Origin of the sequence: Sphingosinicella sp. YJ22, from assembly GCF_011320075.1 — a bacterium.
In the GTDB taxonomy this organism is placed as follows: domain Bacteria; phylum Pseudomonadota; class Alphaproteobacteria; order Sphingomonadales; family Sphingomonadaceae; genus Allosphingosinicella.
Map to the genome: position 1 here is coordinate 115,657 of NZ_JAANPA010000001.1, position 20,096 is coordinate 135,752.

The window sequence follows — 20,096 nt, forward strand, 5'->3', positions numbered from 1 at the left end:
CTCGCCCGCTCGGCCTGCGCTGAACTCTTAGCAGCCGTTGCGGCTCCGAAAAGCCCGGCTTGTCGGCCCGTGATTTTGCGGGGATGAAGGACGGATGACTCCGCTCCATCCCAGTCAGGTCACCCTGCTGCGCATCCGCTTCGCGATCGCGGGCGCGGTCCTGGCCGCTCTCCTCCTGGTCGGCGAGCTGGTTGCGGCGGAGGCCAACCCGCTGCCGTTCGGTACGGCGCTGGGCGCCGGCTTGGTGCTGATCCTGATCGGCGTGTGGCGCATGCCGATGCGGCGCTATGCCGCCTGGGGCTATCGCATGGAGGAGGACGAGCTCGCCGTCCGACACGGCCTCCTCGTCCGCGCGCTGTCGCTCGTGCCGTTCGGCCGGGTCCAGCATATCGATCTTGCGCAGGGGCCGCTGGAGCGCGCCCTCGGCCTCGCCACTCTGGTGCTCAACACCGCCGGCACGCGCGGCGCGGCGGTCCGCCTGCCGGGCCTCGCCCAGGCCGATGCCGAGCGAATCCGCGACCATATCCGCGGCAAGATCCGCCAAGACCTGCTGTGAGCGAACGGCAGCGGCTGCACCCGGCCGCGATGATCGGCGGCAGCCTCAAGGCGCTTCCGGGCGCGGCGGCGGGCCTGTTCGGAATCATGACCGCGACGCGCGAAGGCGGAGCGCTGGCGGCCGCCGGCGTCTTCGGCGCGATCGGCGTGGGCCTCCTGATCATGGCGGCGATCGCGGTGCTGAGCTGGCGCCGCTTCACCTATGAACTGCTGCCGGGCGAGATCATCATCGAGCAGGGTCTGCTCAGCCGCCAGCGCCGGGTCATTCCGTTCGACCGGGTCCAGGACGTGGCGATCGAGCGGCCGCTGCTCGCGCGGCTGATCGGAACCGCCCGGGTGCGGATCGAGACGGGCGGCTCGGCGGCGGACGAAGGCAAGCTCGACATGGTGTCGCTCGGCGAGGCGCAGCGCCTGCGCGACACCATCCGCGGCCGGGAGGAGCGGCGACCGGCCGGCGGTCGGCCAACGGAGGCACCGGCGGAGGAGGTCATCTTCGAGATGGCGGTGCCGCGGATCCTGCTGTTCGGGCTGCTCAACTTCTCGCTGCTGTTCATCGCGGTCGCCCTGGGCGCTCTGCAATATCTCGACGATGTCGGGCTGGTCGACATGGAATCCTGGGCCGATGAGGCCGGTTTCAGCGACGAGCAAGCCGTCGAGGCGGCCGCCGCCGCCGGGGAAATCGGCTTTGCCGGCGTGGCGCTCCTCCTCGCCCTGGTCGTGCTCCTCGGTTTCGTGACCGGCGTGGCGCGGACCTTGGCGCGCGACTTCGGCTTTCGCCTCACCGCGGGGGTGGCTGGCCTGCGCCGCCGGCGCGGGCTGTTCACCTTGTCGGAAGTGCTGATCCCCGCGCGGCGCACCCAGGCGGCTCGGCTCGACCGGCGCTGGCTGAGCGGATGGCTCGGTTTCTCCAGCCTGTCGTTCCAGACGCTCGGCGCCGACCGGAAGGACGGCGGGGTCCAGGTCGCCGCGCCCTTCGCCCGCGCCGAGGAGATCGGCCGAGTCCTCGACCGGCTCGGCTTTCCCCGGCCGCCCGAGCGTCCGCCGCAGCGCACGCCGCGCCGCGCCTTGCTCCGCCGCTGCGGGCCGTGGCTCGCCGCCGCGCCGCTGCTCGCGCTGCTCGGTTTGATCCGCCTTGAGCTGACCGCCGTCGCGGCGGTGCCGGTGCTGATCGCGCTGGGGCAGGCGCTGGCGTGGCGGAGAGCGCGCTACGGCCTGATGGACGCGGCGCTCGTCGTTCGCTCCGGCCTCATCCGCCGCCGCATCTGGGTCATTCCCTACGACAAGCTGCAGACGGCGGCGGTGACCCGCGGACCGATCCAGCGTCTGCTCGGCCTTGCCACCGTGGCCATCGACACGGCGGGCGCGCCGGCGCTGGGCGCGCCGGAAATACCCGACCTGTTCGGCGAGGATGCCGAGACGCTCGCCCGGACCCTGCTCGACCGTTTCTACCCGGCGCGCGCCGCGAGGAAGGCCGCGGTGATTCAGGAGTCGCCCGAAGCCCTCGAGGGGATTAACCTGGCGACATGATGCCACGGGCGGCATTGCAGCTTCAGCCGCGCGAAAAGCGGGTGGTGATCGCCGGCGCAGTCGCCGCAACCCTGCTCCTTGCCTATCTGTTGTGGCCTTCGGGCTCCGGGGGCAGTGCCGTCGAGCTGGTTCCCGCCGATCAGCGTCCCGCTCCGGCGGTTGCCGCTCCCCAGCCCATCCCGGTCGTGCAGGCGCCGCCGCCCGCCGCCGCGCCCGCGGCTCCGGGCGGACTTGCCGACGGACTGATCCTGCATGGCGTGATGGCCGGCGGCGCGGTGATCGGCTTTCCCGACGGCAGCCAGCGTTACGTGGCGATTGGCCGCGAGGTCATGCCCGGCCTGCGCCTCGAGGGGGTGCGATTGCGCGAGGCGATCCTGGCCGCCGGCTCGGTGAACTACCGGCTCGGTTTCGGCGGACCGGCCGTGCCGCTGACGCCCTCGCCGGGGGCAGGGGCGGTCGTCGTCGGGGTCCCGTCGCCGCAACCGGCGGTCCAGGTGGCCGCGCCGCCGCCACCCAATGCGCAGCGCGCGGAGCTGGGCCGCTATCTCCAGGCGCTTTCGCCGCGGCAGGTGAACGGGCAGGTTTCCGGCTACAGCTGGCGCCCCGGCGTCGCCCTACCGGCGCTCGAGCAGGCGGGACTGCGGCCGGGCGACACCATCCTTTCCGTCAACGGTGCGGCGATGACCCAGAGTCATGTCGAGCAGCTCGCGCGCCTGGCTGCCGGGACCAGCCTTCAGCTCGACGTCGACCGCGCCGGCCAGCGCCTGCGGTTCGTCGTCCAGGGCCGGTAATGCGGCGGACACAAAAGTCGGCCAGGGACCGGCGGATGAGCGCCGGCTTCACCCTGGTCGAGATGATGGTCGTCCTCGTCATCGTCGGACTGGTCGCAGCGGCGGCCGTGCTGGCGATGCCGGAGCCGGGCGGCGGCTTGCGGGTCGAGGCTGAGACCTTCGCGGCGCGCGCCAAGGCGGCACAGGAAACCGCGCTGATCGAGTCGCGCGCGACCTCGCTCCAGGTCAGTCCCGGCGGCTATGCGATCGCGCGCAGCCGCGGCGGCGCGTGGCAGGAGGTCGGCCGCTTCGCCTGGCAGGACGGAACCGCGCCCGATCTCGGCGCTGCCGGGCAGGCGCGCACGGTGTTCGACTCGACGGGGTCGGCGGACCCGCTGGAAGTGACCCTGCGTCGCGGGGAGCGGCGGGTGCGGATCGAGATTGGCGGTGATGGCGAGATCAAGATCCAGCGCTGAATTCGCTCGGCATGAGCTGGCCCGCCATGCCCCCGGCATGGCTGCGAGCCGCGGGGCGGCTCGCACCAGCTCAGTGCCGGCGAATGGATTCACCCTGATCGAGATGCTGGTGGCGCTCGCCATCTTCAGCCTCGCCGCGCTTGCCCTGCTTCGGCTCGGCGGGGCGACCGCGGCGAACAGCGCGCGCCTGACCGAGCAAGCGCTTGCGCAGACCGTTGCCCGCAATCTCGCGGTCGAGGCGATGACCGATCCCGTGCCGCCGGGGTTCGGGACCGAGAGCGGCATGGTCGACAACGCCGGCCGCCAATGGCGCTGGGTGCGGCTCACCGAGCGCTCGCCCGAGGCGCGGATCCAGCTGATCACCATCCGGGTCACCGGCGCGTCAGGAGTCGGGCAGGCGACCATGACCCTGTTCAGGCCGGCGGGATGACCGCGCGCCCGCCCCGCACCGCCGGCTTCACCTTGGTCGAGATGCTGATCGCGCTGGCGATCTTCGGAATGATCACGGCCGGAAGCGTCGCCTTGCTGTCCTTCTCGGTGCGCGCGCAGGACATGGCCGACCGCCAGCTCGCCAGCCTCGGCGCCATCCGCCGCGCCGGCACCCTGCTCGGCGCCGACTTCGCGCAGGCGGTGCCGCGCCCCTGGCGCGACGAGAATGGCCAGCCGCAACGCAGCTTCTATGGCACCGGGGGGCAGGAGACCCGGCTCTTCGTGCTGGTCCGCGGCGGCTGGGACAATCCCGACGCGCTGGCGCGCTCGTCGTTGCAGCGGGTCGAGTATCGGCTTCAGGCCGGCCGGATCTACCGGATCGGCTTCGCCCATGTCGACGGCGGCGGCGCGGCGTCGGTGGCGTCGCTGATCGACGAGGTGCAGGGCGTCGCGCTGCGCTACCGCGACCGCGAAGGCGCGTGGCAGGAGAGCTGGGACCGGCCCGATCCGCGCGAGCTGCCGGTCGCGGTGGAGATGATCGTCACCTCGGCGCGGTTCGGCGCGGTCCGGCAGCTCTTCCTCGTCGGAAGCGGTCCATGAGGCGGCCGATCCCGCAGCGCGAGCGCGGCGCCGCACTGCTCGCGGTGCTGATCCTGGTCGCGATCACCGGGGCGATCGCCGCGGCGTCGCTCGAGAAGCTGCGGCTGTCGCGCATGGTCGCGGCCAACGTCGTGGCGCTCGACCAGGCGCGCCACTCGGCGATCGGCGCCGAGCAGCTCGGAATGCTCATCGTCAACGACCTCGTCGTTCAGGACCGGACGAAGACCACGCTCGCCGGCGACTGGAACGGCGGCGTCCGCCGGGTGCCGATGCCGGGCGGAGGCGCGGTCGAGGCGCGGCTGCGCGACGGCGGCAATTGCTTCAACGTCAACAGCGTCGTGCAAGGCGAGCCGGACAATCTCGTCCGCCGCGGCTCCGGCGTCGACCAGTTCGTCGCACTGATGATGCTGCGCGGCGTTCCCGAGCCGGACGCCCGCCGAATCGCCGAGGCGGCTGCGGACTGGGCCGACACCGACACGATCGCCGGGCCCGGCGGCGCCGAGGATTCCGCTTATGCGTCCGGGCCGCAGCCGTTCCGGACGGCCAATACATTGTTCGCAGACGTCAGCGAGCTGCGCGTGCTGCCCGCTATGCGGCCCGAGCATTTCGCCCGGGTCCGCCCCTGGCTGTGCGCGCTCCCGGTCGCGGAGCTGTCGCCGATCAACGTCAACACGCTCCTGCCCGGACAGGCGCTGCTGCTGTCGGCGCTGGTGCAGGGACGGCTGAGCGAGGAGGCCGCGCGCCGCGTTCTGGCGATGCGCCCGGCGGCGGGCTGGAACAACGCCGTCGAATTCTGGCGCACCGGCATGCTGCGCGGCCTGCCGATCCCGCTCGACGTTCAGCAGCAGCCGCAGGTGCGCACCGACTGGTTCGTCATCGACGTGCGAAGCAATCTCGGCGAGAGCGAGTTCTTCGAGACGGCGCTGGTCGACGCCCGCTTCCAGCCGGTGCGGCTGGCGCAGCGGCGCTGGGCGCGGGAAGGGGACGAGATGATGACGAGAGGCGCGAATTGACGGCCGATTTCGACCTCGAGCCGCTTCGGTCCTGGCTGGAACGAGAGGTCGCGGGCTTCTCTGGCCCGTTCACCGTCGAGAAGTTCGCGGGCGGCCAGTCCAACCCGACCTATCGCATCGATGCCGCGAGCGGCGCCTATGTGCTGCGCCGCAAGCCGTTCGGGCCGATCCTGCCGTCGGCCCATGCCGTCGAGCGCGAACATCGCCTGATCGCCGCGCTCCACCCGACCGGCTTCCCGGTGCCGCGCCCTTATGCCCTGTGCGAGGACGCGGAGGTCATCGGCGCGCCCTTCTATGTGATGGACATGGTCGAGGGCCGCACCTTCTGGAACGGGGCGCTGCCCGAGCTCGCGCCCGGCGAGCGGCGGCCCGTCTATGAGGAGATGATCCGCACGCTCGCCCGCCTCCACATGATCGAGCCTGGCGCGGTGGGCCTCGACGACTATGGCGCGGCCGGCAATTATTTCGAGCGCCAGGTGAGGCGCTGGACGAAGCAATATCGCGCCGCCGAGACCGAGCGGATCGAGGAGGCCGAGTGGCTGATCGAGTTCCTCGGCCGCACCGTGCCGGAGCAGAGCCGGGTCTCGATCATCCACGGCGACTATCGCATCGACAACCTCATCTACGCGCCGGACGCACCGCGGGTGAGGGCGGTGCTCGACTGGGAGTTGTCGACGCTCGGCGATCCGCTCGCCGACTTCACCTATCTTGCCATGCAATGGGAAATGCCGGCCGAAGCCGGCAGCGCGGGCCTCAAGGGGGTCGATTGCGTCGAGGCGGGCATCCCGACCCTCGACGAGGCGGTGCAGCTCTACTGCGCCGAGACCGGCCGCGACGGCGTGCCCGACATGGACTGGTATTTCGCCTACAACCTGTTCCGCCTGCTCGGTATCGTCCAGGGCATCAAGAAGCGCTGGATCGAAGGCAATGCGTCGAGCGCCAAGGCTGCGGAGATGGCCGCCCGCGTGCCGATGTTGGCCCGGGCGTCATGGCATTTCGCGCAGAGGGCAGGGGCCTGAAGGCCTGAATTTCGCGAAGGTGGTGACCCCTAGGGGAGAGGGAGGTGCGCCCTTCGTGGCTCGAATCGCGGTGCTCGGGCAACACAAAGTGCGAGGCGGCAAATCCCAGGCTGGGGGGTTTTCGTGGGTAACCAGCTATGAGGGCCATCGCATCTAAAGGACATAGACGGAGAGGGCGGTCGCCGGGTCCGCCTGTGCAACCAGCCCCGATAGGCCGCTTCGCCGACCGCTGCGCTGAATCGAGGGGCGGCGGGATAGCTGGTGTAGCGCGGCACGGCGCCGCCGCCATAGCGGGCGCGGCAATCCGGGCTGATGGCTTGCATGGACATGACCCGACTGGCTAACCTGCCCGCCGGCAGTCCGGTCGATTTCAGATCAAAGGACAGGCGAACCAAGCGCCAGTCGGCTCGCGACCCGCATTGGCCAAAGGTTCGTTTTGATGAGTAAGGGTGGCGTGGGCGCACACTCGGCACTGATCGACAGCTTCGGCCGGAGGATCAGCTATGTGCGGATCTCGGTCACTGACCGCTGCGACCTTCGCTGTCGCTACTGCATGGCCGAGCACATGCAATTCCTCCCCAAGCGCCACATCCTGACGCTCGAGGAAGTCGCCCAGCTCGCCGACATCTTCATCGCCCGCGGGGTCAGGCGAATCCGGCTGACCGGAGGCGAGCCGCTGGTTCGTCGCGGCGTCCTCGATCTCGTCGGCTGGATCGGAAAGCGGATCGGCGACGGCCTCGACGAGCTCACCCTCACCACCAACGGCACCCAGCTCCAGCGATTCGCCGATGCGCTCCACGCGGCCGGCGTTCGGCGGGTTAATGTCAGCCTCGACAGCCGCCGGCCCGAGCGCTTCGCTCACATCACCCGCGGCGGCGACGTCGGGCAGGTCCTGCGCGGGATCGCGGCCGCCCGCGCCGCGGGCCTCGCCGTCAAGATCAACATGGTGGCGCTCGCCGGCCTCAACGAGGACGAGATCGAGGCGATGCTGCTGTGGTGCGCCGGCGAAGGCCTCGACCTCACCCTCATCGAGACGATGCCCCTAGGCACGGTCGAGGAGGACCGCACCAGCCATTACCTGCCGCTCGACCGGGTCAAGCGGCGCCTGGAGGAACGCTTCACGCTAACTGCGTCGCTCGCGCGGACCGGCGGACCGGCGCGCTATTATGACGTGGGCGGCCTCGGTGCCCGGCTCGGGCTGATCACGCCGCTCACCCGCAATTTCTGCGACGGCTGCAACCGCATTCGGGTGGCGGCGACGGGGACTGTCTATGGCTGTCTCGGTCATGACCAGAAGGTCGAGCTCAGACACGCGCTGCGCGAGGGCGGCGCGGAGGCCGTGACAAACCTTCTCGACCGGCTCCTCGCCGGCAAGCCGCGGCGCCATGACTTCCGAATCGCCGCCGGTGCCGCCCCAGTCGTGGCCCGCCACATGAGCGTCACCGGCGGTTGACGGCACCGCGCGGCCGGCCCGGCTTGAAGGCCGGGCGCAATCGGCTATTTCCGCGTTGAGCCAAATCATCCCTCCGCGTCGCCCGAGGTGACCTTGCCCTACAGTCCGACCGGAGCATTGACGACCTTGCCGGCGGGGCATCCGTGCGAGGACTGCCCGGTCCGGCCGATCACCATTTGCCGCAGCCTCGAGGCGAGGACGCTCGCCGACATGCGCAGGATGGGCAATATGCAGCGGCTCCAGCCCGATCAGCCCGTCCTCCACGAAGGCGACCCGGCGAAGCGGGTGTTCATGCTGACGCTCGGCGCTCTCAAGATCTACACTCTGCTCGGCGACGGCCGCCGCCAGGTGACCGGCTTCATGTTCCCCGGCGACTTTCTCGGGATCACCCGGGACGAGGAATATGCCTTTACGATCGAGGCGCTTCGGCCGTCCGAACTGTGGTGGTTCTCGCGCGAAGCGTTCGACCGCTTCGTCGAAGCCAATCCGAGTGTCGAGCGCGAGCTCTACAAGATGGCGGCGCACGAGCTGGCCGCGGCCCAGCAGCAGATGGTGCTGCTCGGGCGCAAGACCGCCGCCGAGCGGGTGGCGAGCTTCTTCCTCAACCTGCTCCAGCGCGGCGAGCGGGTGAGTGGCCGCACCGAAACCCGCTTCAACCTGCCGATGAGCCGGCTGGACATGGCCGACTATCTTGGCCTCACCAAGGAGACGGTGAGCCGGATGCTTGCCGAGCTTCGCGACCGCCGGCTGATCCGGCTCGAGACGCAAAGCCGAGTCGAGGTGCTGGACCGCGCCGGCCTGGCGGACATGGCCGAGGGCCATCGCGCCGCCTAGGGGGCATCATGGACGTGACCAGTGTCGTGGCGGTCGCGCTGATGATGGCCATCGCTGCCGCGCTCTATTCCTCGGTCGGCCATGGCGGGGCGTCGGCCTATCTGGCGATCATGACTTTGTTCTCGGTCGCGCCCGAGACGATGCGCCCGACCGCGCTTGCCCTCAATCTGGTCGTCGCGGGGCTGGCCGCTTTCAGCTTCGCCCGCGGCGGGCAGACGAACTTTCGTCTCCTCGCCGCTTTCGCCGTCCCCGCCGTCCCCGCTGCCTTCGTCGGCGGGCTCGTCCAGCTGCCGCCCGATCTTTACCGGCCGCTCGTCGGAATCGTCCTGATCGCCGCCGCGGCGCGGCTGTTCTGGCAACCGGAGCGGCTCGCAGCGCGCGCGACCAGGCGGCCGTCGCTCGCGGTCACCCTCCCGGCGGGGGCGGCGCTCGGCCTGCTCGCCGGCCTCACCGGCACAGGCGGGGGCATCTTCCTCAGCCCGCTCATCATCCTGTTTGGCTGGGAAGAGCCGCGCAGGACGTCGGGCGTCGCCGCCGCGTTCATCGTCCTCAACTCAGCCGCCGGTCTCGCGGGCAATGTCGCCGGCGTCCAGGCGCTGCCGCCGGAGCTGCCGATCTTCGTCGCCGCGGTGGCCGCCGGCGCCCTGCTTGGAATCTGGGGCGGCGTGGCGCGGCTGCCGCGCGAACGGCTGCTCCAGGCGCTCGGTCTCGTGCTCGTCGTCGCCGGATTGAAGCTTCTGCTGACCTGAGCGAGTCAGAAGTCGAGGACGTCGACGAACGTCCCGGCCGCGACGGCAGCGGGGCCGGGCGGCAGCCGGACCAGCCTATCGCAATCGGCCAGCGTCTTCTGCGCGCTCGAATCCTGGTTCGAAAGCACCCGCACCGTCTCGCCTTCGATCCTCCCACGAGCGAAGGTCTCGCGGTCGCCGGTCGGCGACAGGCCATCGGCAAGCCGGGCGCTGCGCCAGCACAGCGCGGAACGCGGGTCGCGGCCGGCCAGTCCGGCGACGAGCGGCGCGAGGAACAGGCGCGCCGTGACCATCGCGGACGTGGGATTGCCGGGGAGGCCGAGCACGAGCCGGCCGCGCGCCCGGCCGAGCCACACCGGCTTGCCCGGCTTGATCGCGACCTTCGAGAAGACCAGTTCCAGCCCCTGCTCGGCGAACATCGGCTTGGCGAAGTCCTTCTCGCCGACGGAGGCGCCGCCGGTCACCACCACGACGTCCGCGTCGCGAAGCGCCAGCGCCGCCGCCTGCGCCATCTCCTCGAGCCGGTCGGCAAGTGTCACGCGGCCAATGAAGTCAGCCCCCCACGTCTCCGCCAGAGCGGCGACGCCGACCGAGAGGCTTTCGGGGATGGCCTGTGGCTGCGCGCGGGCGGTGCCCGGCTCGGCGAGCTCGTCGCCGGTGCTCAGCACCATCACCTTCGGCCGGCGAGTCACCGACAGCCGGCCGAGATCGGCAGCCGCCGCCGCCACCAGCTGGCGCGGCCCGAGCAACGTCCCGCTGTCCAGCAGGACGTCGCCGACGCGGAAGTCGGATCCGGCGGCGCGGATGTGGCGGGCGGGCGACAGCGGCGCCTCGACCACCGCCGTTCCGCCCTCGCGGCGCACCACTTCCTGGACGATCACCCGGTCCGCGCCGGGCGGGACCGGAGCACCGGTGAAGATGCGCACGCAGGTTCCCGGCTCGATCCCGCCGTGGTGACCGCGACCGGCGAACGATTCGCCGGCGATGGGCAATGTCGCGGGGAGGGCGGCGAGGTCGGCCTCGCGGACCGCATAGCCGTCCATCGCCGACACGTCGGCCGGCGGCGCCGACACCAGCGCGGTGATCGGGGCGGCGAGAACCCGGCCATGCGCTTCGGCCAGCGGCACTTCCTCGGCGCCGAGCGGCTTGGCGATTGCGAGGACGCGCTCGAGCGCTTGGTCGAACGGGATCACGCCGCGCCGCCGCCTTCCCAGTCGCCGGACTTGCCGCCGCTCTTCGAGGTTACCCGGATGCTATCGATGACCATCGTGCGATCGACCGCCTTGAGCATGTCGAACAGGGTCAGGCACGCGACCGAGACCGCGGTCAGCGCCTCCATCTCGACTCCGGTAGCTCCGAGCGTTCGCACCTCCGCCGCGACCCGGAAGCCGGGCAGGGCGTCGTCGATCGAGATCGTCACTGCCGCCTTGGTGAGCGGCAGCGGGTGGCATAGCGGGACGAGGTCGGCGGTGCGCTTGGCGGCCATGATCCCGGCCAGCTCCGCGGTCTGGATCACCGAGCCCTTCGGAGTCTCGCCGGCGCGCACCTTGTCTAGCGTCGCCGCGGCGCAGCGCAGCGTGCCTTCGGCGGTCGCCACGCGCTGGGTCGGCACCTTGCCGGAAACGTCGACCATCGCCGCGCGCCCGTCGTCGCTTATGTGCGTGAGCCGGCTCATCCGCACAGCGCCCTTAGGCGCGGAACCTGGCCCGCCAGCGAACAGGGCCGGTATCGGCTGTCCAGCTCGAGCGACAGGACGAGGTCCCAGCCGTCCCGGCAGGCGCCGGTCGAGCCGGGCAGGCAGAAGATGAACGTGTCGTCGATCTGGCCGGCGCACGCGCGCGACTGGAGCGTCGACACGCCCACCGTGCCGAGGCTCGCCTGGTGGAACACGACCGAAAAGCCGTCCATTTCGCGCCAAAACAGCGGCCGCACCGCTTCCGGGGTGACATCGCGCGGCGCGAATCCGGTGCCGCCGGTCGACAGGATGACGTCGACGCCGTCGTCCGCGACCCAGGCCCGTACCTGCGCCTGGATCGCCTCGACCTCGTCCCTGACGATCGCCTTGCCGGCCAGCGCGTGGCCGGCCGCGCTCAGCCGCTCGACGAGCAGGCGTCCGGACTTGTCACTCTCCGCGTCGCGCGTGTCCGACACGGTGAGCACCGCGATGCGCAGCGGATGGAAGGTCAGGCTCTCGTCAATGCCGGGCATCACTCGCTCCACCGCGCCCTGTCGGCGCGGTCGGCCTCGGTAGGCTCGATCCAGCGCGAGCCGTCAACCGAGTCCTCGCGCTTCCACAACACCGCGTCGGTCTTGAGTCGGTCCATCACATAGTCGGCCGCCTCGAACGCGGCGCGGCGGTGAAGCGAGGCTGCCGCGACGAACACGATCGTCTCGCCGGGCAGGACTTCCCCGAAGCGGTGTACGGCGGTGATCGCGCCGACCGCGAAGCGCCGGCTGGCAGCTTGCGCGATGTCGTCGATGGAGCTCTGGGTGATGCGGGGATGATGGTCGAGGAACATACGCTCGACGTCCGCGCCGTCCCGGTTCCGCGGCCGCGCGATTCCGGCGAAGCTGACCACGGCGCCTTCGTCGGCGAGCTTCGCCATGAAGCGCGACAGCTCGGCGGCCGGGTCGAGCGGCAAATCGGTCAGTCGGGCCTCGATCATTCCGCTCACCCGCCCGACAGCGGCGGAAAGAACTCGACCGTGCCGCCCGCCCCGACACGAAATTCATCGGCGACGATGGCATCTTCGACGCAGGCCTTGAGCGAAGGGCTCGTCAAGTCCTCGGCCAAATCCGGGTAGAGCGAGGCCAGAAGTTCGCGCACCTCGCGAACCGTGAAGCCGGCCGGCGGCGGCTCGATGCTCACCTCCCGGCCGATCCGATCGCCAAGCTTACCGAAGAACAGGATGTTCACGCCGTCACGCCTCCCATTCGCTGCCCGGCCTAGACTGCCGCGGCGCCGTCTCGGTGATCCATATCAACGCGCAATTCGCGCGGGGAGCCATACTGCCTCGAGGAGGGATGACTATGACGATCGAATCGAACCGCGACGATCATATGCGCCGCGCGCGTTTTGAGCTCGATCTCGCCTATCTTGCCGCGGGAGTCGCGATCGGAGGAGGGGCGTGGGCCCAGAGGCCTTTGCTCTGCGCAGCGCGGAATCCTACGAGCACCAAAGCGAGCGCGGCGGCGTCACCGAGGACGCCGAGGACCACGGCAACGAGGATTGACGAGGCGGCCGGACGGGCCGGGACCAGCGCCATTGCGCCCGCTGGCAGGCGAAGGGTGGTCATGTGCATCGTCGTCTCGATCGGGACGGCGTCCAAACCTCCCCGACTGGCTCGGGTCTGCCGTAACAGCGAGCAGATCAAATCGGCCTAAATCCGGGAAAACCGCCGTTTCTAGGCGGTTTGGTGACCCCTACGGGAGGCGGCACCAAGAACATGAAACGACGGAAAACTGATCCCGTCGCGATCGACGCCCGACGTGTCCGCGAGCGACTGCATCATCTGGTGCGACAGCGTGTGGAGGAGGAGATAGACGTAGGCCGGGACGGTCCTCGGGTAGCCGCCCGTCCCCTCGCGGTCTTTGAAGATCTCGAGAAAGGGACCGAAGTCCTCGTAGCGCTCGAGGAACGCGCGACCCAGCGCCTCGTCGGGCACGTCGCTGACCCCATTGGCCTTCAGCCAACGGATGAAGCGCGCAACAACACATTCGATCTGGTCACCTTGTTCAGTCTTTATCTTGCGGGGCAGGGCGCGATCTCCGCGGCTCTCACCCGCCTCCTCCCGGGAGTGTCGTGAGATGCGCGCCTAGGCCTATCCGCTCGGCGGACTCGTCGTGTGGGCGGTGCATTTCTTCGTCGTCTATGCTGCATCAATCATCTTCCTCACGTCGGACACGACGCGCGCCGTTACGGCGGTGGCCACTGCCGTGTGCCTGCTCGCCGCCGGGGCGCTGGCGATCTATGGCTGGGCTGCTCGGGTCGGTACGGGGGAAACGGTTGGGCGCTGGATCCACACAATTGCCGCTCTGTCCGGCGCGGCGGCATTCCTTGCACTGGCGTGGCAGGGCCTGCCTGAGCTGCTGATCTAGCCGGAGACCTTGGCGAGCAACGCGATTCTAATGCCAGAAAGCGATCACCGCCGCGATCGTGTTATAGCCCATGCGCAACACCGCTCGGTCGCGGCGCTCGAGCAGCCCGACCACGTAGATGCCGGTCATTAGTACTGCGATCGATGCGCCGACGATCTCAAACCTCCCGGGCGCCGCCAGCACCGGCCCACCGTCATAGACGAGGTCGGCGAGGAAGATCAGCATGATGTTGAAGATGTTGGTCCCGAAGACGTCTCCAATCGCCATCTGGTAACGCAGAAGCTTCACCGCTGCGGTTATCGAGCTGATCTCGGGCAGCGACGTCGCCGCGCCAACCAACAGAAAACCAACGAGACCGGCCGCCAGGCCGGTCTGCTCGGCGTGGCGCCCTCCGGGTGCTGAGGCGGCAAATCCAACTGGCAGCAAACGCCTCGTCTGGAAACTAAGCGCCCGAATCAGGGTGTGCAGCTAGCTGAGCTCGAATGATTAGCCCTCTGCGGTCCCAAGATTGGAACCGCCGTGTCAGCCGCGCATCAGCTCGCAATATGGGCTTTGCTCAATTCAGTGCTTCTGACGGAACCTAGAAGCACGTCGAGAGGTTGCAATTTGAGCGGGGAAGGTGGCTGCGCCGATGAGCGAGCAGATCTGGTTGCCTTATTGTGGCGGGGCGCCGCAGCCAGCGGAGCTCTTCGCCCGCTGGAATCTCGATCCGATCCTGCTCGCCATTCTCCTGCTCGCTGCTGCTCTCGGGCTTGTCCGAACCGCCAAATACCCGCGCGAGCGGACCCGCTTCGCTGCTGCGATAGCGGTCGTGCTGCTGCTTTTCGTATCGCCGCTCTGCGCGCTGACCTCCGCACTGTTCGCAGCGCGCAGCGCGCATCACGTCCTCCTGACGACGCTCATGGCGTTCCTGCTCGCCGCTTCAGTCCCGCGGCAACGGCTGGCGACGTTACCAGGATCGCTTTCGGTCTGGATGGCGCTCAGCGCCTTCGCCTTGTGGGCATGGCACGCTCCTCCGCTCTATGCGGCCGCGCTCTCGAACGATCTCGTCTACTGGGCGATGCAAATCAGCCTGCTCGCGACGGCAACCGGCTTCTGGGCGAGCGTCAGGTGGGCAGCACCGGGCGGAGCCATCGTCGCCTTGTTGACCTACATGGTCCAGATGGGCCTGCTCGGGGCGTTGCTGAGCTTCAGCACGAGCGCGTTCTACGCGCCGCACGCGTTGACTACGGCAGCGTGGGGGATGTCGCCGCTCGAGGACCAGCAGCTCGGCGGAATCATCATGTGGGTTCCGGGAGCGGCGGCCTACCTGATTGCAGCGCTGGCCCGGATGCACGAACTGCTCGGGGAAGAGCGCGAGCCCGCGCGGGCATGATCGACGCGCTGCGATCCTGGGCGCGCAAGCATACCGACGAGGGTCGCTACTCCCCGGTCGGGATCACCTTCCATTGGGTGATGGCTTTCCTCGTCCTGTTTCAGCTCGGATGGGGCTTCTACATCGGCTTCATGGGAGTCGGCGGCGACAAGCTTGCGGCCTACCAGGTGCACAGCGCGGTCGGCCTGCCGATCCTGGTTCTCGCGGTTGGCCGACTGGGCTGGCGGCTGCTGATCCCGGGCCCTCACAATGATGCCGACGAGCAGGGCGTCCAGACGCAGATCGCCTACGCGATCCACTATCTCTTCTATCTCGCCTTCTTCGGGCTGCCCCTGACCGGGTGGGCAATGTGGTCGTCGGTCGCGGAGCCCGGGCCGCTCTACCTCGCTGGCCTGGTGCCGTGGCCGCAGCTGCCTTTCGACCAGCTCGACATCGCCACCCGCTGGGCCATCATGGATGTGGCGGAGGACGTGCACCACCTGCTCGCATGGCTGCTCGTGCTCATTGTGCCGCTTCATGTGGGCGCGGCGCTGAAACACCATTTCTGGGATCGGCACGACGTACTTCGGGGAATGATTCCGGAGATCCCGGACTCGGAGGACCCCCGGGGAGGGCACCGGCATAAGCCGCGAGAGCCGAGAGCTCGGCCGGGGTCAGCCGGCGGCTGATGACCTGCATGACGTTCATCGGATCGTTGCGCCGTTCCGACCGCCGCCATTTCTCGAGCTGCTCGACATGGTAGGCGGCCGGCTGCGCGCCCAGAGCGGGATTGGCAGGCCCGATGCCTTCGCCGCGAAGGCCGTGGCAAATTGCGCAAGGCTGCAGCCCGCGTGCCGGATCGCCGGAAACCCACAAGGCCGGAGCCGGGCCCTGCGGCATCGCACCAGGCTGAAACGGCATGGCCGCGTAGTATGCAGAGACGGCCTGACGATCGGCGGCCGACAGCTTGCCGGCTATGTACTGCATCTGGGGGTGCTGGCGCAGGCCCGCTGCATAGCTCTCCATCTGACGATTGAGGTACCCAAATTCCAGGCCCGCGAGACGCGGCGCCCCTGCGCCGTTGCCGAGTCCGTCGAGACCATGGCAGGTGAGGCACGCATTGACCGCACCGGCGTCGCCGCCGCTCAGCGCGATGACCTCTCCCGTCGCCCTGAAGCGATCGTCCGACACCGTTTCCACGGCACTGCACGCTACCAGCGTCGCCGCAAGGACGAGCGCCGGGACGGAGCTCCTCCACCATCGTCTCGTTTTGGGGGCCATGATCGCGGAACCTACCGTGGCACGCACGGTTCCGATTGCACGGCGCTCGCACCTGGGGTCCGGGAGAAGGGGTTCATATTGTCGCCTTGGCGCTCCTTCGCTGCATTGCTGCCGATGTTGAGCATAGCCGCCTGCGAGGCACCCCCCGTCGACCGCCATCCGATGCCGCAAGCTGATCCGGAACGCGGCCGTCTGGCGATGAACCGCACAGGCTGCGGCAGCTGCCACCGCATACCTGGGGTGTGGCCGGAAGGATCGGTGGGGCCGTCGCTCGAGGCCTTTGCTCAACAGACCCTGATCGCCGGCCGGTTGCCGAACCGTGCCGACGTGCTGGCCGAGTTCGTGCGCGATGCGCCGCGATATGTGCCAGGAACGGGCATGCCCGCCATGCCGCTCACGGAGGAGGAGGCGCGCGATGTGGCCGCGTATCTCTACACGCTCGGCGGTCGGTGACGCGCTCGGCGGCTGGCCGCCGCCCGTGCTCGACCCGGCGGGCCCCTACGCCGATCCCCTGGCGATGCTCAGCTGGGTGCTGTTCGCAATTGCCGCGCTGGTGCTGCTTGTCGTCGTCGCGGCGCTTTGGGTTGCGCTCTTCGGCAGCGCAAGGCGCAAGGGGAGGCTGGGCGGCACGCGCGCGATCTGGATCGGCGGCGTCGCCTTCCCGGCGGTCGTCCTGTCGGCGTTGCTAGTGTGGGGTCTCTCGCTTACCGGCAGCCTGACCGCCCCCATCCGCGGCGACGAAATGCGCGTGAAGGTCACCGGCGAAATGTGGTGGTGGCGCATCGCCTATCTCGGCCGCGACGGGCAGGCCGTCCTGCACGATGCCAACGAATTGCACATCCCGGTCGGCCAGCCGGTGGTGCTGGAGCTCGAGTCCGCGGACGTCATCCACAGTTTCTGGGTGCCTCGTCTGTCGGGCAAGCTCGACATGATTCCGGGGCGAACCAACATGATGAGGATCCAGGCGGACGAGCCGGGCGTGTTCGGCGGACAATGCGCCGAATATTGCGGCGGCCCGCATGCGCTGATGGGATTTGTGGTCGTCGCCCACGAGCCAGAGGATTTCGCCCGGCTGATGGCCGCGCGGACGGCCGGCGCCCGACCGCCGTTGCCGGCACACCCCGATCTGGCCCGCGGCGCCCAGCTGTTCCAGACCGCCGGCTGCGCCGCCTGCCACCGGATCGCCGGCACCGGCGCCAACGGGATTGCGGGTCCCGATCTCTCCTTTTTGGGAACGCGCCAGACGTTGGGCGCGGGCATCCTGCCCAACAATCGCGGCACATTGATGGGCTGGATCGGCAACAGCCAGGCGATCAAGCCGGGCAACCGAATGCCGCCCTATTCCATGCTTTCGTCCGACGATCTGCGTGCGCTCGCCGTCTATCTCGAGGCCCAGAGGTGAGCTCGGAAACCGGCTTCGATCCGGCTCTTTACGAACGTTTCCCGACCACAGGCGAGAGGCCGGCGGGCGAGTTCGACGAGCTCAACCGGATCTGGGCGGCGCCGACCGGAATCGCGAAGCTGACCGCCGTCAACAACAACTATGTCGGCGTGTGGTACATCGCCACCGCCTTCCTCTTCTTCGTACTTGCCGGCGTGCTCGCGCTGGTCATGCGCGCGCAGCTCGCGCTGCCGCTCCAGGGCATCCTTCCCCAGGAGACCTACAACCAGTTCTTCACGATGCACGGCACGATCATGATGTTCCTGTTCGCCGTGCCGATCATGGAGGCGCTCGGAGTCCTGCTTCTCCCGCAGATGCTCGCCGCGCGCGATCTCCCGTTCCCGCGTCTCTCAGCCTACGCCTTCTGGGCCTACTTTGTCGGCGGCCTCTGCTTCTTTGCCTCGATCTTCTTCGGCCTGGCGCCGAACGGCGGCTGGTTCATGTACCCGCCGCTCACCAGCACGACCTACTCGCCGGGCATCAACGCCGATTTCTGGCTGCTCGGCATCGGCTTCATCGAGATCAGCGCGATCGCCGGCGCGATCGAGATCATCGTCGGCGTCCTGCGCACCCGTGCGCCGGGCATGAGCCTGCGCGAGATGCCGATCTTCGCCTGGGGCATGCTCGTCTTTGCCGGTATGATCGTCATCGCCTTTCCTTCGGTGATCCTCGCCACGCTTCTGCTCGAGCTGGAGCGGGCGCTGAACTGGCCCTTTTTCGATCCGACGCGCGGCGGCGACCCGGTCCTTTGGCAGCACCTCTTCTGGTTCTTCGGCCATCCGGAAGTGTACATCATTTTCCTGCCGGCCTCCGCGCTGGTGTCGATGATGATCCCGGCGCTCGCCCGCACCCGCCTGGTCGGTCACAACCTCATCGTGTTGGCTTTTCTCGCCACCGGCTTCATCAGCTTCGGCGTCTGGGCGCATCACATGTTCGCCACCGGCATGCCGGCGCTGTCGGTGGGCTTCTTCGCGGCCGCGAGCATGGCGGTCAGCGTCCCGGCCGGCATCCAGGTCTTCTCCTGGATCGCCACGTTCGCGAGCGGCAAGCCGGTCTTCAACACGCCGACCCTGTTCGTCCTGGGCGGCCTCGTCACCTTCGTGATCGGCGGCCTCACCGGCGTGATGGTGGCTTTGGTGCCGTTCGACTGGCAGGTGCACGACACCCACTTCATCGTCGCGCACCTTCACTATGTGCTGATCGGCGGCGCCGTGTTTCCGCTGTTCGCCGTCTTCTACTATTGGATGGGGATGACCAGCCGCCGGCCACTGTCCGAGCGGACCGGCAAGTGGGTGTTCTGGCTGATGTTCGTCGGCATGCAGGTCATTTTCCTGCCGATGCACCTCACCGGCCTCATGGGCATGCCGAGGCGCGTCTACACCTACCTGCCCGGACGCGACTGGGAGATCACCAACATGATCTCGACGATCGGCGCCTTCATCTTCGCGGCGGGCGTGCTGCTGTTCCTGATCGAGCTTGCCCGCAATTTCCGTTTCACTGTCGAGGACGATGCCGGCAACGTCTATGGAGGAGGCACGCTCGAATGGCTTCCGACCGGCCTCTATTCGACCCGCTCCATTCCGGTGGTGAACAGCCGCTATCCGCTGTGGGACGATCCAGGCATCTGCAAGGACGTCGAGGAAGGACGCTATTTCCTTCCCAATGCGCCGACCGGCCACCGCGAGACGATCATCACCAGTCCGGTGCGCGCCGAACCGGAATATGTCCAGATCATGCCCGGCCCGTCGGCATGGCCTTTGCTGGCGGCCGTGTTCACCGCCGGGTTCTTCGTCATCCTGACCATCCAAGCTTATGGCGTCGCGCTTTTCAGTGGCGTGTTGGCCGTCCTGTGCGTGCTTCGCTGGCTGTGGGACACCGATCGGCCAATCGCGGTCGAGCAGGCCGATGTCGGCGCGGGTATCATGTTGCCGACTTACGTGACCGGCCCCCGCACCCATGGCTGGTGGGCGATGATCGTTCTTCTGGTCGTCATCGGAATGATCTTCCTGATGGCGGTATTCAGCTATTTCTACCTCTACGGCATTCACCCGCAATTCTGGATGGTTGAAGCCCAGGGCTGGTGGCTGTTCCCGATCGTCGGTCTCTATGCGCTCGCAGCGCTGCTTGCCTGGCTCGGCCGCCGCCTGTTGGCCCGCGAGGACGTCTCGGAATGGACGCCAAGCGGGCTGCTGCTCTGGGGGATGGTCGCGGCCGGCGCCGCCTTCATCCTCGACTTGTGGAGCTGGCGAGCGACCGGTCTGACCGGAGACGCGAGCGGGCAGGGGGCGATCATCCATGCCCTGTTCACGCTGCAGGGCTGCCTCGTCTTCATCCTCGCGCTGATGGCGGTCTACCTGGCCGCTCGCACCGGCCGCGCGCTGATCATCAAGCCATGCAACAACACGTTCGACCTGATCACCTTGTTCACCTGGTACCTTGCGGGACAGGGTGCGGCCTCAGCCTTGCTGACCCGTCTCGTGCCGGGCGGCTTCTGAAA

At 68.8% G+C, this 20,096-nt stretch carries 24 protein-coding genes; 17 read left to right on the forward strand and 7 right to left on the reverse strand.

The annotated features are described in order from the left end of the window. Positions 1-94 precede the first annotated feature (94 nt). From G7B71_RS00630 to G7B71_RS00680, 11 genes are all read left to right on the forward strand, one after another. The gene (locus G7B71_RS00630) at positions 95-556 is read left to right on the forward strand and encodes a PH domain-containing protein (RefSeq protein WP_166036791.1); all 462 of its coding nucleotides are present in this window, start codon (positions 95-97) and stop codon (positions 554-556) included. Next, a complete protein-coding gene (locus G7B71_RS00635; RefSeq protein WP_166036793.1) occupies positions 553-2,082 on the forward strand; it encodes a PH domain-containing protein in 1,530 nt (509 codons plus the stop codon). The genes G7B71_RS00630 and G7B71_RS00635 overlap by 4 nt, the downstream gene beginning before the upstream one ends. Then, complete coding sequence (locus G7B71_RS00640; RefSeq protein ID WP_166036795.1) at positions 2,079-2,873, forward strand: PDZ domain-containing protein; 795 nt, start codon at positions 2,079-2,081, stop codon at positions 2,871-2,873. Before G7B71_RS00635 ends, G7B71_RS00640 begins: the two co-directional genes overlap by 4 nt. Before the next feature lie 35 nt (positions 2,874-2,908). Further along, the gene (locus tag G7B71_RS00645; RefSeq protein ID WP_166036797.1) at positions 2,909-3,328 is read left to right on the forward strand and encodes a prepilin-type N-terminal cleavage/methylation domain-containing protein; all 420 of its coding nucleotides are present in this window, start codon (positions 2,909-2,911) and stop codon (positions 3,326-3,328) included. 37 nt (positions 3,329-3,365) lie between these two features. Continuing rightward, complete coding sequence (gene gspI / locus G7B71_RS00650; RefSeq protein ID WP_166036799.1) at positions 3,366-3,758, forward strand: type II secretion system minor pseudopilin GspI; 393 nt, start codon at positions 3,366-3,368, stop codon at positions 3,756-3,758. Further along, a complete protein-coding gene (gspJ, locus tag G7B71_RS00655; protein WP_166036801.1) occupies positions 3,755-4,357 on the forward strand; it encodes a type II secretion system minor pseudopilin GspJ in 603 nt (200 codons plus the stop codon). Before gspI ends, gspJ begins: the two co-directional genes overlap by 4 nt. Then, positions 4,354-5,370 (forward strand): type II secretion system minor pseudopilin GspK, encoded by a 1,017-nt coding sequence (gene gspK, locus G7B71_RS00660; protein ID WP_166036803.1) that lies wholly within the window; start codon positions 4,354-4,356, stop codon positions 5,368-5,370. Before gspJ ends, gspK begins: the two co-directional genes overlap by 4 nt. Further along, on the forward strand, positions 5,367-6,389 hold the full coding sequence (locus G7B71_RS00665) for a phosphotransferase family protein (RefSeq protein ID WP_166036805.1): 1,023 nt from the start codon (positions 5,367-5,369) through the stop codon (positions 6,387-6,389). Before gspK ends, G7B71_RS00665 begins: the two co-directional genes overlap by 4 nt. Before the next feature lie 439 nt (positions 6,390-6,828). Continuing rightward, positions 6,829-7,842 carry a GTP 3',8-cyclase MoaA gene (gene moaA, locus G7B71_RS00670; RefSeq protein ID WP_166036807.1) on the forward strand — a complete coding sequence of 338 codons (1,014 nt, stop codon included), beginning with the start codon at positions 6,829-6,831 and terminating at the stop codon, positions 7,840-7,842. A gap of 117 nt (positions 7,843-7,959) precedes the next feature. After that, positions 7,960-8,676: a helix-turn-helix domain-containing protein gene (locus tag G7B71_RS00675; RefSeq protein WP_166036809.1), complete on the forward strand. Its 717-nt coding sequence runs from the start codon at positions 7,960-7,962 to the stop codon at positions 8,674-8,676. 8 nt (positions 8,677-8,684) lie between these two features. Further along, positions 8,685-9,425, forward strand: a complete 741-nt coding sequence (locus G7B71_RS00680; RefSeq protein WP_166036811.1) for a sulfite exporter TauE/SafE family protein — start codon at positions 8,685-8,687, stop codon at positions 9,423-9,425. A gap of 5 nt (positions 9,426-9,430) precedes the next feature. Here G7B71_RS00680 and glp read toward each other — a convergent pair whose 3' ends face one another. From glp to G7B71_RS00710, 6 genes are all read right to left on the reverse strand, one after another. Beyond that, positions 9,431-10,618 carry a gephyrin-like molybdotransferase Glp gene (glp, locus tag G7B71_RS00685; protein WP_166036813.1) on the reverse strand — a complete coding sequence of 396 codons (1,188 nt, stop codon included), beginning with the start codon at positions 10,616-10,618 and terminating at the stop codon, positions 9,431-9,433. Continuing rightward, on the reverse strand, positions 10,615-11,100 hold the full coding sequence (gene moaC, locus G7B71_RS00690; RefSeq protein ID WP_166036815.1) for a cyclic pyranopterin monophosphate synthase MoaC: 486 nt from the start codon (positions 11,098-11,100) through the stop codon (positions 10,615-10,617). Before moaC ends, glp begins: the two co-directional genes overlap by 4 nt. After that, entirely contained in the window at positions 11,097-11,633 is a 537-nt protein-coding gene (gene moaB / locus G7B71_RS00695) for a molybdenum cofactor biosynthesis protein B (protein WP_166036816.1), read from the reverse strand. Before moaB ends, moaC begins: the two co-directional genes overlap by 4 nt. Next, a complete protein-coding gene (locus G7B71_RS00700; RefSeq protein ID WP_166036818.1) occupies positions 11,633-12,091 on the reverse strand; it encodes a molybdenum cofactor biosynthesis protein MoaE in 459 nt (152 codons plus the stop codon). The genes moaB and G7B71_RS00700 overlap by 1 nt, the downstream gene beginning before the upstream one ends. 5 nt (positions 12,092-12,096) lie before the next feature. Then, the gene (locus G7B71_RS00705; protein WP_166036820.1) at positions 12,097-12,342 is read right to left on the reverse strand and encodes a MoaD/ThiS family protein; all 246 of its coding nucleotides are present in this window, start codon (positions 12,340-12,342) and stop codon (positions 12,097-12,099) included. Positions 12,343-12,829: 487 nt separating this feature from the next. Then, positions 12,830-13,090 carry a hypothetical protein gene (locus G7B71_RS00710; RefSeq protein WP_207774679.1) on the reverse strand — a complete coding sequence of 87 codons (261 nt, stop codon included), beginning with the start codon at positions 13,088-13,090 and terminating at the stop codon, positions 12,830-12,832. Positions 13,091-13,277: 187 nt separating this feature from the next. On the opposite strand from G7B71_RS00710, the gene G7B71_RS00715 reads away from it, so the two are divergent. After that, positions 13,278-13,523, forward strand: coding sequence for a hypothetical protein (locus G7B71_RS00715; RefSeq protein WP_207774680.1), 246 nt, complete (start codon positions 13,278-13,280; stop codon positions 13,521-13,523). 27 nt (positions 13,524-13,550) lie between these two features. Here the strand turns inward: G7B71_RS00715 and G7B71_RS00720 are convergent, their stop codons facing one another. Beyond that, positions 13,551-13,949 (reverse strand): hypothetical protein, encoded by a 399-nt coding sequence (locus G7B71_RS00720; RefSeq protein WP_279338386.1) that lies wholly within the window; start codon positions 13,947-13,949, stop codon positions 13,551-13,553. Between the two features lie 205 nt (positions 13,950-14,154). Between G7B71_RS00720 and G7B71_RS00725 the strand changes: the two genes are divergently transcribed. The 5 genes from G7B71_RS00725 to G7B71_RS00745 all read left to right on the forward strand — a co-directional run bounded on the left by G7B71_RS00725 (position 14,155) and on the right by G7B71_RS00745 (position 20,094). Next, positions 14,155-14,898 carry a cytochrome c oxidase assembly protein gene (locus tag G7B71_RS00725; protein WP_166036824.1) on the forward strand — a complete coding sequence of 248 codons (744 nt, stop codon included), beginning with the start codon at positions 14,155-14,157 and terminating at the stop codon, positions 14,896-14,898. Continuing rightward, positions 14,895-15,566, forward strand: coding sequence for a cytochrome b (locus G7B71_RS00730; protein WP_166036826.1), 672 nt, complete (start codon positions 14,895-14,897; stop codon positions 15,564-15,566). Before G7B71_RS00725 ends, G7B71_RS00730 begins: the two co-directional genes overlap by 4 nt. 67 nt (positions 15,567-15,633) lie before the next feature. Continuing rightward, on the forward strand, positions 15,634-16,611 hold the full coding sequence (locus G7B71_RS15595) for a c-type cytochrome (protein ID WP_243406031.1): 978 nt from the start codon (positions 15,634-15,636) through the stop codon (positions 16,609-16,611). Next, a complete protein-coding gene (gene coxB, locus G7B71_RS00740) occupies positions 16,574-17,560 on the forward strand; it encodes a cytochrome c oxidase subunit II (protein ID WP_166036830.1) in 987 nt (328 codons plus the stop codon). The genes G7B71_RS15595 and coxB overlap by 38 nt, the downstream gene beginning before the upstream one ends. Further along, complete coding sequence (locus tag G7B71_RS00745; RefSeq protein ID WP_166036832.1) at positions 17,557-20,094, forward strand: cbb3-type cytochrome c oxidase subunit I; 2,538 nt, start codon at positions 17,557-17,559, stop codon at positions 20,092-20,094. The genes coxB and G7B71_RS00745 overlap by 4 nt, the downstream gene beginning before the upstream one ends. Positions 20,095-20,096 lie beyond the last annotated feature (2 nt).

Bases quoted from the DNA above. Each gene is read 5' to 3' on its own strand.
- G7B71_RS00630 (WP_166036791.1), top strand. From the start codon at position 95: ATGACTCCGCTCCATCCCAGTCAGGTCACCCTGCTGCGCATCCGCTTC.
- G7B71_RS00640 (WP_166036795.1), top strand. From the start codon at position 2,079: ATGATGCCACGGGCGGCATTGCAGCTTCAGCCGCGCGAAAAGCGGGTG.
- G7B71_RS00645 (WP_166036797.1), top strand. From the start codon at position 2,909: ATGAGCGCCGGCTTCACCCTGGTCGAGATGATGGTCGTCCTCGTCATC.
- gspI (WP_166036799.1), top strand. From the start codon at position 3,366: ATGGCTGCGAGCCGCGGGGCGGCTCGCACCAGCTCAGTGCCGGCGAAT.
- gspJ (WP_166036801.1), top strand. From the start codon at position 3,755: ATGACCGCGCGCCCGCCCCGCACCGCCGGCTTCACCTTGGTCGAGATG.
- gspK (WP_166036803.1), top strand. From the start codon at position 4,354: ATGAGGCGGCCGATCCCGCAGCGCGAGCGCGGCGCCGCACTGCTCGCG.
- moaA (WP_166036807.1), top strand. From the start codon at position 6,829: ATGAGTAAGGGTGGCGTGGGCGCACACTCGGCACTGATCGACAGCTTC.
- G7B71_RS00680 (WP_166036811.1), top strand. From the start codon at position 8,685: ATGGACGTGACCAGTGTCGTGGCGGTCGCGCTGATGATGGCCATCGCT.
- moaC (WP_166036815.1), bottom strand. From the start codon at position 11,100: ATGAGCCGGCTCACGCACATAAGCGACGACGGGCGCGCGGCGATGGTC.
- moaB (WP_166036816.1), bottom strand. From the start codon at position 11,633: ATGCCCGGCATTGACGAGAGCCTGACCTTCCATCCGCTGCGCATCGCG.
- G7B71_RS00700 (WP_166036818.1), bottom strand. From the start codon at position 12,091: ATGATCGAGGCCCGACTGACCGATTTGCCGCTCGACCCGGCCGCCGAG.
- G7B71_RS00725 (WP_166036824.1), top strand. From the start codon at position 14,155: ATGAGCGAGCAGATCTGGTTGCCTTATTGTGGCGGGGCGCCGCAGCCA.
- G7B71_RS00730 (WP_166036826.1), top strand. From the start codon at position 14,895: ATGATCGACGCGCTGCGATCCTGGGCGCGCAAGCATACCGACGAGGGT.
- G7B71_RS15595 (WP_243406031.1), top strand. From the start codon at position 15,634: ATGGTAGGCGGCCGGCTGCGCGCCCAGAGCGGGATTGGCAGGCCCGAT.
- coxB (WP_166036830.1), top strand. From the start codon at position 16,574: ATGTGGCCGCGTATCTCTACACGCTCGGCGGTCGGTGACGCGCTCGGC.